The sequence below is a fragment of the Candidatus Polarisedimenticolia bacterium genome (genome assembly GCA_036001465.1).
In the GTDB taxonomy this organism is placed as follows: Bacteria; Acidobacteriota; Polarisedimenticolia; order Gp22-AA2; family Gp22-AA2; genus Gp22-AA3.
Genome location: DASYUH010000045.1, coordinates 32,943 through 43,951, shown reverse-complemented (window position 1 = coordinate 43,951; position 11,009 = coordinate 32,943). Strand labels below are relative to the sequence as shown.

Annotated in this window: 7 protein-coding genes; 2 read left to right on the top strand and 5 right to left on the bottom strand. The window is 70.6% G+C overall.

All coding sequences use genetic code 11. The features are described from left to right. Positions 1–257: 257 nt before the first annotated feature. From VGV60_09480 to VGV60_09470, 3 genes are all read right to left on the bottom strand, one after another. Positions 258–1,970 (bottom strand): DEAD/DEAH box helicase, encoded by a 1,713-nt coding sequence (locus tag VGV60_09480; GenBank protein HEV8701486.1) that lies wholly within the window; start codon positions 1,968–1,970, stop codon positions 258–260. Positions 1,971–1,994: 24 nt separating this feature from the next. After that, the gene (locus VGV60_09475; protein HEV8701485.1) at positions 1,995–2,645 is read right to left on the bottom strand and encodes an isochorismatase family cysteine hydrolase; all 651 of its coding nucleotides are present in this window, start codon (positions 2,643–2,645) and stop codon (positions 1,995–1,997) included. Positions 2,646–3,119: 474 nt separating this feature from the next. Then, on the bottom strand, positions 3,120–4,526 hold the full coding sequence (locus VGV60_09470; protein HEV8701484.1) for a S1C family serine protease: 1,407 nt from the start codon (positions 4,524–4,526) through the stop codon (positions 3,120–3,122). Between the two features lie 60 nt (positions 4,527–4,586). On the opposite strand from VGV60_09470, the gene VGV60_09465 reads away from it, so the two are divergent. Then, positions 4,587–6,584, top strand: coding sequence for a hypothetical protein (locus VGV60_09465; GenBank protein HEV8701483.1), 1,998 nt, complete (start codon positions 4,587–4,589; stop codon positions 6,582–6,584). A gap of 31 nt (positions 6,585–6,615) precedes the next feature. Continuing rightward, on the top strand, positions 6,616–7,608 hold the full coding sequence (locus VGV60_09460; GenBank protein ID HEV8701482.1) for a hypothetical protein: 993 nt from the start codon (positions 6,616–6,618) through the stop codon (positions 7,606–7,608). 28 nt (positions 7,609–7,636) lie between these two features. Here VGV60_09460 and VGV60_09455 read toward each other — a convergent pair whose 3' ends face one another. Together VGV60_09455 and VGV60_09450 are read right to left on the bottom strand one after the other, a co-directional pair. Beyond that, a complete protein-coding gene (locus VGV60_09455) occupies positions 7,637–8,401 on the bottom strand; it encodes a hypothetical protein (protein HEV8701481.1) in 765 nt (254 codons plus the stop codon). 1 nt (position 8,402) lies between these two features. After that, positions 8,403–11,006: a S8 family peptidase gene (locus VGV60_09450; GenBank protein ID HEV8701480.1), complete on the bottom strand. Its 2,604-nt coding sequence runs from the start codon at positions 11,004–11,006 to the stop codon at positions 8,403–8,405. Positions 11,007–11,009: the final 3 nt, after the last annotated feature.

Here is an 11,009-nt window from a genome sequence, read left to right as displayed (position 1 = left end):
CTTCGCTCCGGCGGCCGGCCACGTCGGCGCTCCCCACAGCAAGTCCCGTGCCCGATCGGATCATCGACACGCGCCGTGCGCTCCAAGATCAAGGCGGATCGGAAGATGGGGCCGTGGGAGTGCGTCAGGGATGGCGCGGCGGGTGTATCGGATCGGAGCAGGTGGGCCGATTCAATCTGGAACATGCGCCGCGGCGGGACGCGGCTCGAGCGGATCCGGACTCCGGTCCTGCGGGCGGGTTCCGGGGCGCAGGCGCTCTACGAGCCGCCCCCCGAGCCGCCTCCTCCAGGACCGCCACCACCGCGGCGCCTGCGGCGCCGGCGCCTGCGGCCCGACCCCGGCGTCCCCGTGGTTCCGCCCCCCTGGCTCGGCCCGCCGTGGCCGCCTGCGCCGTGGCCGCCTGCGCCATGGCCGCCGGAGCCGTGCCCGCCGTGGGAAGCATGGTGCCCGCCCGCACCGTGGGAGTGCTCCGCGGGGGCTGCCGGGCCGCCGGCATCCTCGTCGGCCGCGCCGGCCCCATCGTCCAGCACGCCGCGCTTCGCCTCCTCCTCGAAGTGGGTCTTCAAGAGATAACCGACGATGGCGAGCTTGTCGGCATCGTCCAGGATCCCCTGCGCCATCGCCTCGTACTCGGCGCGCTCCGCGGTGGTGAGCTTCGCCGCCAGCTCCTTGAGCGTGTCCACGATCCGCCTCACTTTCCGGCGCGCCACCTCCTCGTCGGAGGGCACGTCGATCTCGTAGGCCTTCAGATGGTTGGCCCGCACCAGCCGGTTGAAGTTCATCAGGTCGAACGCGGAGACCAGGGAGATGACCCGGCCGGTCTTGCCGATCCGGCCGGTGCGGCCGGCGCGGTGGATGTACTGGTCCGACGAGTCGGGCGTCGAATAGATGAAGACGTGCGACAGGTCCTCGATGTCGATGCCGCGCGCCGCGACGTCGGTGGCGACCAGGTGCCTGAGCGTCTTGCTCTTGAAGCGGCGCATGACCTGCTCGCGCTTCTTCTGCGGCAGGTCGGAGGAGATCATGGCGACCGGAAGCCCGCGGAGCGCCAGGTACGACTGCACCAGCCGCGTCTCGGCCCGGGTGTTGCAGAAGATCATCGACGAGGAGGGGGCCTCGTACTCCATCAGGCGGTACAGCGCCCCCGTCTTGTCCATGCGCGACAGGATGCAGAACAGGTGCTGCACGTCGGTGACGTAGAGGGCGTCCTGCGACAGCATCAGGCGCTCCGGCTCGCGCTGGTAGCGGCTGGCCATCGCCTCGATGGCGGACGGGATGGTGGCCGAGAACATGAGCGTCTGGCGGTCCTTCGGCACCTGGTCGAGGATCTGCCGCACCTCCTTCTCGAACCCCATGTCGAGCATGCGGTCCGCCTCGTCGAGGACGAGGAAGCGCACGGCGTCGAGCTTCAGCGTCCCCTGGCGCAGGTGATCGAGGACGCGCCCGGGCGTGCCGACCACGACGTGGGCGCCGCGGCGCAGGCCGTCGAGCTGCCGCGACATCGAATCGCCGCCGTAGATGGTCAGGGCGCGCACCCCCGAATGGTGCCCCAGCCGGCCGAGCTCCTCGGAGACCTGGATGCTCAGCTCGCGCGCCGGGCAGAGGACCAGCGCCTGCACCCGGGGCTTCGTGGCGTCCACCTTCTCGATGATCGGGATGCCGAAGGCGGTCGTCTTGCCGGTCCCGGTGCGCGACTCGACGATGAGATCGCGGCCGGCCCGCGCCAGGGGGATGGAGCGCGCCTGCACGTCGGTCGCCTGCCCGTACCCCATCGCCTGGAGGGACTTCAGGATCGGCTCGGGGAGGTCGAGCGTCGAGAACGGCACCGGGACCTCGGGGAAGGCGGACAACTCGGTCCCCGCGGCGCGCACCGGCATCGGGGGGGGCTCGTCGCGCGGCGTGCCGCGCGGGCGGATCGCCACCACGCGCATCTGCCGAATCCGTCCGGTCTTCCTGGGGGCGTCTACCATCCTGGCGACAGGCTCCTGGAACTCCTAGACTCCGAGCGCTCCTCCGATGATCTGGCCGGTCGTCAGGATCGAGACCCCGCGCGCCGTCCAGTCCCGGACCAGCCTCTCCCCCTCCTCCGGGCGGATGGCGCGCGTGGCGTCCTCGACGAGCGTCACCCGGTAGCGCCGCAGCGCCAGAAGCCCCTCGACGGCGAAGCGGTCGCAGACGTCGAGCGCCACGCCGTAGACGACGATGCGATCCGGCCGGACCGCTTCCAGGACGGTGTCGACGTTCGGGTTGCTGAAGACATCGAAGCGCTGCTTCCGGAAGATGACCTCTCCCCCGCCCTCGAGATGCCGGCGCACCTTCGTCTTCAGCGCCTCTTTCTGTTCCGGCGCGCTGTCGATCCAGAGCGGCTTCCGCGGGCGCGTCGCCTCGACCCGCTCCTGACCCGCCGTGCCGGCCAGGCAGTGCGGCGGGTAGGTGTCCTTGTAATCCGGCGCATCCGAGATCTCGGCATCCTCCGTGCTGTGGTAGTCGACCGAGCCGAGGAGCGGGACTCCCTTCTCACGGGCGAGACCGGTCAACGCCGCGAGCCTTGGCAGGATGGTCTCCGCTCCCTGGATGTAGAGCTTGCCGTCCGGCATGATGAAATCGTACTGAGTATCGACATCCCAGAAGACCGTTCCTCGCATGGCAGGCCCGGATTCTATGCGGTCGGGGGGATAGAGGTCAAAGGAGAAGGGCGCCCGCCGTCCATCCCCGGATGCCCGGGAGGGTGAGATGGACGGCGGACGATGGGGTCACGACAGAGAAGGATGGCCAGTCTCCATCGCAGGAGCCGGACGCGCCACTTGCTGGAGGCGGCGCGACACTCCACCCCCACTCAAAGACATCTCCGCGCCGTCGTCTGCAACGAGCATGCCGCCGATCGATTCACCGCCCGCGGCGAAAATCCAACGCCTTTCTGTTTCAAGGACTTAAGGAATTCCGTCCGATTGCGGAACCGTGCGGTGGCCGGTCTCAACCCGGGAAATTGAGACTGTCAAAAACTGGCGATTGGGGTTGTGACAGTCGTTCAAGATGCGGAAAAAAAATGAGATACGACGCGATCTCAGAAGCCGGACCGCATGCGAAACCGTGAGACTGCGTTGGTCGAACCGGTCATCTCATAGGACGACTGGGTACACCTTGCGATGGACGTGAGCGCGATCCAGCGTCTTGCGGCCGTCGAAGTCCCAGTGCGCCAGGGCGACGAACTGCTCTTCGACGAAACAGCGCCCGATGATCGACTCGAGGTCTGTAGCCGACAAAGCCGGCAGGCGCCGCGTCTGTCCCTCGAGCGCGTTCTGTCCGGGGAGGATCGAGACCAGGGCGGGGCGCTCGTCGAACAGGACCGCCTCGAACTCCGGCAGACCCTTGCGGGTCAGCGGGGACATGCCGGCGAGAGCGAGAGTGTCCCGGCCTTCCTTGCCGGCGGATCGGGGCTGCAGCCGGAATCCCGTGTGCAGCGCGAAGTCGTCGAGGGGCTCGGGGCGCGGATCGGGCGGCCGGGGCGCCGGCACGACGGCGAGGAGGAGCTTCTGCCCCGTCCTCTCGACCGTGACGGTCGTCTCCTTGCCGAGGCCCAGGTCCAGGACGGCATCGAGCGCCGCGTAGTTGTCGGGTGTCGGGACGGTGCCGACCGACACGACGCGATCTCCGGGGCGCAGGCCGGCCTCCGCGGCGGGACTGCCGGAGTACACCCGGCGCACGGTGGCGCCGCGCTGCGGGTCCCAGCCTCGCCCTTCGCTCTGGGCGATGAGCGGGTCGTCCATCAGGATCCCGATCCACGGCCAGGCCGGCGCGCGGCCCGCGATCATCTTCTGCATGGCGCGGCGCAGGTGGCGGGCCGGGACGAACAGGCCGGAGGCCTGGCGCGAGGCGGCGGTCGCCTCCTCGGTGTAGGTGATCAGGAGGCTCGGCATGCCGACCAGGTGCCCGGCCTCGTCGACCAGGGCGCCGCCGGAGTTGCCGGGGCCGATCGGCGCGAGGACCTCGGCCCAGAACTCGAGCGGCCGGGTGCCGGCGCGCAGGCGCGCGTGCGCTCCCATCCTGGCCCAGCCCACTTCGATCCCGCGGTCGCCGCGGTTCCCCAGGACGAACAGCGGCGCGCCGGGCCCCGGCAGGCGGTCGGGGGCGAAGGCGATCGGCTTGTAGGGACCCCCTTCGGCGCGCAGGAGGGCGAGGTCGGACGCCTCGTCGATCGAGACGACGCGGGCGCCCACCTCGCGGCCGTCGAGCGCGGCGATCGTCACCTGCGTGCTGCCGGCCACGACGTGCGCGTTCGTCAGGATGAGGCCGTCCGCGGACACGATCACGCCCGAGCCGGCTCCCAGCCCCTCGATCGGCTCACGAAGGAAGCGGCCGCCGCGGAACACCGGGACCTTCACCACTTCACGGACGCGCACGCTGACGATGGCGCCGAACGCCGCCGCGACCTCTTCCGGAATCGTGTCCCGATCCGGTTTGGGGACCACGGATGCGAGCGAGGACGCGACGAGGAGAACGGCCAGAGTGGACGACGGGATGTGCATGACGGTCGGGAATATAATTCCCGGTCAAGCCCGAAGCCCGTCAAGTTGCGAGGAGAGTGAATGCACCTCAGGAGTGTGATCGTGCCGCTGATCCTGGCGCTCGCCGCCCCTCCCGGTCCGGCGCGTCAGAGTTTCGGCGTTTCCGGCGAGGCCGAAGTCCAGCGGCTGACCGAATTCCTGGGCTGGGCGCATCCGGCCGGGGACGGCTGCGGCCCCCCCGCGGGCATCCGCATCGTCGAGAAGTGGGCCGGCGGCCTGATGGCGCGTTACGACATCCCGTGCGGCGACACGGCGCGCCGCCTCCAAGGCGTCTTCGAGACGCGGGAGAGGGACGGGGTGTGGCAGGTCGCGGGCGGCTTCGAGGCCGAGCCGGAGCGGCTCGGCGCGGCGCTCGACGCGTCCCGCAGGAAGGCGGCGGAGGGGGGGCTGGCCCCGCCCGCGGCCAACCCGGGGACGGAGACCGGTCCGGAGACGCCGCTGGGCCTGATCACCCCGCCCCAGGTGACCCGCGACAGCCGGCCCGAGTATCCGGAGGAGGCGGGACGGGCGCGCCTCATCGGCGAGGCGCGCGTGGAGCTCCTGGTGCAGGTCCCCCCTTCGGGGGAGCCGCTTCGGACCAGGCCGCTGCGCGGCCCCGATCCCGATCTCGGAATGCGCCGCGCGGCGAGCGAGGCGGCGCTGCGCTGGCGCTTCCTGCCGGCCCGCCTCCGGGGTCTCCCGGTGACCAGCTTCACGCCCATCGACCTCGTCTTCACCGGGCTGCCTCCCGAATCGCGCAACTGGATCCACCGGGCGCTGTTCCACGTCGAGGCGATCGTCTCGGAAGACCGCAGGGTGGTGGACGAGGCGCGGGTGCGCCTCGAGGCCGGGGAGGCGTTCGAGGCGCTCGCGTCGGGGCCTTCGGTCCTGGGGGGCGGCGACTGGGGCTTCGTGTCCGCGGCCACCCTGCCGGCGGCGGCGCGCAAGGCGCTGCATGAGGCTCCGGTCGGCGGCTACGCCGGGCCGGTCTCGGCGGAAGGCCTGCATTACCTCTTCCTGAAGAAGGGGGAGATCTACTACGCGCTGCGCCCGCGCCCGGACGCCGAGACGTCCTACCAGATCGTGCACCAGCGCAACGCCCCCCCGGGCGAGGCCCTGCGGCTCGCCGTCGAAGGGGACATCGCCGACTACCTCGCCGAGACCCGGCGCCAGTCGTACGTCAACGAGGCGGCCCGGCAGATGGGGATGCGCCAGGTGCGGAAGGAGATCGGGCAGCTCCTGGTCCACACCGACGTCCTCGACGATCGGGAGATCGATCGGCTCGGACAGGTCGTCGAGGCGGCCGTGCGCGCGCACGAGGCGTTCTGGTCCCCCCTCGTCCCGCTGCGCCCGTTCAACCAGCAGGTCCTGGTGTTCGCCTGGGCGCGGCAGGGGGACCACGATCGCCTGCACCGCCTCTGGGCCCCCGGCCGCAAGCCGGAGATCTGGAGCTACGCCGGCGAGTACATCCCCGCCTCGCGCATCCTGTCGGTGCCGTGCGAGGCGATGCGCGGGCACCTGCCGATCCCGATCCTGATCCACGAGGCCATCCACATGCTGAACTACGAGAGGACCTACCAGGCGGGCGTCCGGCCGTCGAAATGGTTCGAGGAGGGGCTGGCGACCTACTTCGGCTACTCGCAGATCGGCGGGCAGCTGAGCATCGAGCCGGGGAGCATCAGGCGATCGGGGACGATCGTCGCCGGGGACGTGATGCTGCAGTTCGACCCGCGCTCCCCGCTGAACGACTATCTGAAGAGGATACGGGACGAGGGGGCGATCCCGTTGCGCCCGCTTCTCACCGCGCGCGCCGGCGATCCCTTCTGGAGCGGCGGCCGGGGGGACCTGGCGTACAACGCCTCCTGGACCCTGGTGCATTTCCTGCTGCACGGCGACAAGGGGCGCTACAAGGCGCCCTTCCTCGAGTACGCGCGCGCCGAGGCGGCCGGGGAGGGGGGAATCGAGACCTTCGCCGGGCTGTTCGGCCGGGACTTCGCGGCGCTCGAGACCGCCTGGCACAGATACGAGGAAAGCCTGTGAGACGACCATCTGCGAAAGGAGCGCCGGGACGATGAGCATCGTGGACGACGACCCCTCCGACGACGAGCCGCCCGAGGGGTACGCCTGGGACTTCGCGCGCCAGGAGCGGGAGCTGCCTGCCGAGGAGTATCGCGTCCACATGCACCTCCTCGACGAGATCGAAGCAGAAGATCTGGAGGAGCTCGATCTCACGGCCGCCGGCGACTACGTCCTGTGGGCGGCGGCGCAGGCGTTCGAGGAGCTGGAGCGCGGCGAGGAGGCGATGGCGCTCCTGAAGCGGATCGCCGCGGCGAAGTCGCGCCACCCTGCTCTCGACTACCCGGTCATTCTGCTGCGCCTGGCGGAGCGCCTGAAGGACCGGGGGGACTACGACGAGGCGGCCGGGGTGATCGATCAGGTGTCGAGGCTCGACCCCGGCCTGCGCGGCCGCTGCGACGAGCGCCGCGCGGAGATCCTGGTCCTGCGCGGCCGGGTGGACCAGGGGCTCGACCTGTTCCGGCGGGCGGCGAACGCCCTCCCGGACGATCCCTGGGTGCCGCTCCGGGCCGCCTGGGCGCTCATGGCCTCCGGGCGCTACGACGACGTGGCCTTCTGGATCGAGAAGACCGAGAAGGCGCTGAAGGACGTCACCGACGAGACGGAGGCCCGCCAGGCCGCCGACGAGATCGATCGCCTGCGGAGCGAGGTGGCGGAGCGCGCCGGTCGGCGCGGGCGCCTCGCGGCCGCCGAACCGGGCGCCGGCGGTGGCCCGGGCGCCGATCCCGAGTCGGTGCGCCAGGACATCCTCGCGGCGCTCGACCAGGAGGAGGCGCGGCTCATCAAGAACCCGCCGCAGTCGCCCGAGGATCGCGAGCGCGCGACCGCCGTCCTCGCGGCGCTCCACGCCCGCGCGTCACGCGCCTGGGACGACGCCGTCGAGGCGAAGCAGGAGGCGTTCATCGCCGCGTTCGACGATCTGCAGTGGGACGTGGTCGGCCTGGCGGAGCGCTTCGGGATCGAGCTGCCCGGAATCGACGAGAACTAAGAATGGGTCCGGAGACTCCGACACATTCCTAGGCGGCGGGCGCGGTCCCCTTCAGCCTGACCAGCCGATTGAGACAGGCGCGGTAGGCGAGATAGAGGATCGCCGGGAACGGCAGGACCCCCAGGACCGAGAGCGCTCCGAGCTCGCGAACGATCAGAAAGACGAGGGTGGCCGCCACCGAGCCCGCGACATACGCGGCGCCGGCCCACGGCGATGCATCCTGCCAGACCGTCAGGGGGGAGACGCCATCCTTGAGGGCCATCACGGTCGACACGAGAGCCGTGTTCACGAGGTATTGGACGAGCACGAGGGCCACGATCGGAACGACGAGGTTGGAGACGGAAAGCCTGGGACCCGAGAGCCCGCTCGGCGGGACCAGTCGGGTGAAGACCCGGGATGACATCGACATGGAAATCGCCATGCCGGCCGTGTTGAACGCCACCTTGTGCCAGGCGCCCTTCCTGCGTGTCGATGCGGCGAAGCCGTCGAGCGCCGCCGTCACCGTCGCCAGGTGCGGACCGAAGGCCAGGAGCGAGAGGAAGATGGAAGCGTCCGAGAGCGAGACCTTGCAGCTCGGCCCCGGGAGTCTCACGGAGAGCCGGCCCACGCCGATCGTCAGGGCCGCGAGTCCGAGCCACGCGAGGTGCCGCGCGTCGAGCCCCGCCGCGAGAATCTGCCGCAGGCTCGCCGCCAGGACGACGGCGCCGGCCGCCACCACCGCCGCGATGAACAGGCGCGCCCTGGTGTCGCGTGCCGCGGGCGTGGCCGGCTGGATGCTCACCTGAGCGTTCATGTCAGAACCCCCCCCAGATGAGACCGGCATCGTAATTGTTGATACCCCAGATGAGGCTCGAGGAGGACGGGTCGAAGAAGTCGCTCGAGATCACCCGGTTGGTCCAGATGGGGCCGGAGGCGTCCATCGGGCGGGTCCAGATCAGGCCGGAGGAGGTGCTCGTCCCCGAATCCCAGGTGACGCCGCACCACTCGTTGTCCTGGCCGTAGGCGACATAGTTCTGCGAGTAGAGCCCGTCGTAGTACGTGACGCCGGCGCCCCATGCGTCGAGACGTCCGAGGCCCCAGATCAGCGACTGCGAGTACGCCTCCTGCCGGGTGGTGAGCATGGCCATGCCCTGGAGCCCGCCGAATCCCCAGATGAGCCCCTGGCTCCACGCGACCGTTTCCCCCGAGATGGTGCTCACGGGCTGCGGCAGGGGCAGGTCGGCGAGCGTCGATCCGACCGGCAGGGTGCCTGCGTCCTGGCGCAGAGTGGCCGCCAGCCGCACCGCCCCTTCGATGTTCAGAAGCCCGGCGCCCTGCTCGAACAGGTCCGGCCCGTCCATCATCTGCGCCGAGTACATGAGGATCGCCTTGACCATGTTGGGCGTCAGGGACGGGTTGGCCTGCAGCATCAGGGCGGCGGCCCCGGAGACCACGGCCGCCGACATCGAGGTGCCGCTCAGCATCATGTAGCGGGCATTCGGCTTGGAGCCGTCGACGTCCAGCTCCTTATAGGTCTTGACCAGGTAATTGTCGTCCCGTTCCAGCGACACCATGCGGCCGCCCGGGGCGACCAGATCGGGCTTCGCCAGCAGGTCAGGAACGGCGGCGCCCGTCACGGGATCGATCGAATGGGAGAGGGTCGGCCCGCGAGAGGAGAAGCGGGCGATCTGGTCATCCGAGCGGGGGGCGGTGCCACGGCCGTCGACCGCGCCGACGGTGATGGCCGCGGGCGAGTTCCCCGGCGAGGTGATGCTGCCGTACGCCTCCTCGCCCGACGTCGGGTCCTGGCCGAAGTTCCCCGCCGAGGCCACGACCACGATCCCGGCGCTCGTGGCGCGGGCCACCGCCTGGCAGATCGGATCGTCGACATAGGAGTCGATCGGCGGCGCCGCCAGGGACAGGTTGATGACCCGGATGTTGTAGAGGGTCCGGACGGCGATGGCGCGGTCGATGGCCGCGACGATGCTGCTGACGTAGCCGTGACCGAAATCGTCCAGCACCCTGAGATTGACCAGGGTGGCGCCGGGAGCGATCCCCATGTAGTCGCGCCCGAACGCGTGCGAGGCGCCGCCGTCCCCGGCGATGATGCCGGCCACGTGCGTGCCGTGGCCGAAGAGGTCGTCGGTCTTTCCCTTGCCCGTGAAATCGACGCCCAGGACGACCCGCGACTCGGTCGTGCCGCCACGGATCAGGTCCTGGTGCTGGGGCGCGATGCCGGAGTCGATCACGGCCACGGTGACGCCCGTTCCGTCGAAGCCTCCGAACGCCGGCGCCCCCGCCGGCTTGAGGGACACGGCGCCCGCCGACCATGGCTTCCCCGCGCCGAGCGCCCAGGACATCGTGACGTAGGATGCTCCGGTCTCGAGGCTCCCGCCGCCACGGGCGTTCCCGGCGTCACCCTTGCCGCTGAAGGTGTCCCACTGCGCGGCCTGCTCCGCGCTTTCGGTCAGGGAATTCGCGTCGCCGTTGGTGCTGACGGTATCGACGACCAGCTGTCCCCTGCCGCTCGGGACGGTCACCGAGGCCGTCTTGGTGGATCCGATCGCGGACACGAAAGGACCATGAGGCGCGGTCGGATCGACGTGGAAGAAGGATACGGCGCCGCCCACCAGCTTCTTGGCCGCCGACAGGGTGACGACGACGTCGGCGGTGCCCGTCGCGGGGGCGGGCAGCTCCCACATCTCGGTGCGGTTCTGGCTCCCGCCCGCGTTCTGGAAGCCGATGCGCGTCAGCGCCGCCCCGCCGTAAGTGACGCCGGTCACCGAAGTGTTCCCGTCGCGCAGCGACACGCCGACGACCAGGAAGCGGTCCGGCCCCGAGCCGATCGTGTGGGGCCAGGCGAGGGTCGTGCCGTTGGTGCCCGGACCGGCCGCGCTGCTGCGGGCGTCGACCACGACCGGCGACGCGACGACCGTCTCCGCATCGCCTGCCAGGGAGAGCATCCCCGGGTAGACGAGATCGGCTCCGGTCGTCATCCCAACCTGGCTGGCGAGCGCGCTCACCTCGCGGTCGGGCGCGATGTAGCGGACGCCCGGCGTGGCCGCCAGCGCCTCGACCGCGTCGAGCGGCGCCTCGAATGCCATGGCTCCGGCATGACGGAAGTTCCCGCGGACCCTGCCGCCCAGCCTGGCGATCTCGCGGGCGAGGCCATCCGCATCGGCCCCTTCCAGCGTGGCCACCAGGCGGACCGTCCGGGACGGCGAGCCTTTCCGGGCCTCCTCCACCAGATCGGGAGCCACTTTGGATCTCTGGCTGGGAGCGGCGGCCGCGGAGGCCGGGGACACGCCGAGAACCACGAACAGGACGAGGAGCGACCGGCAGATGAAGTGGAGAGCGGAACGCCGGATGGGGGGCTGGGCAGCTTCGGGGGGACGGCGATCCGCGTGGCTCAGCGTCATCGG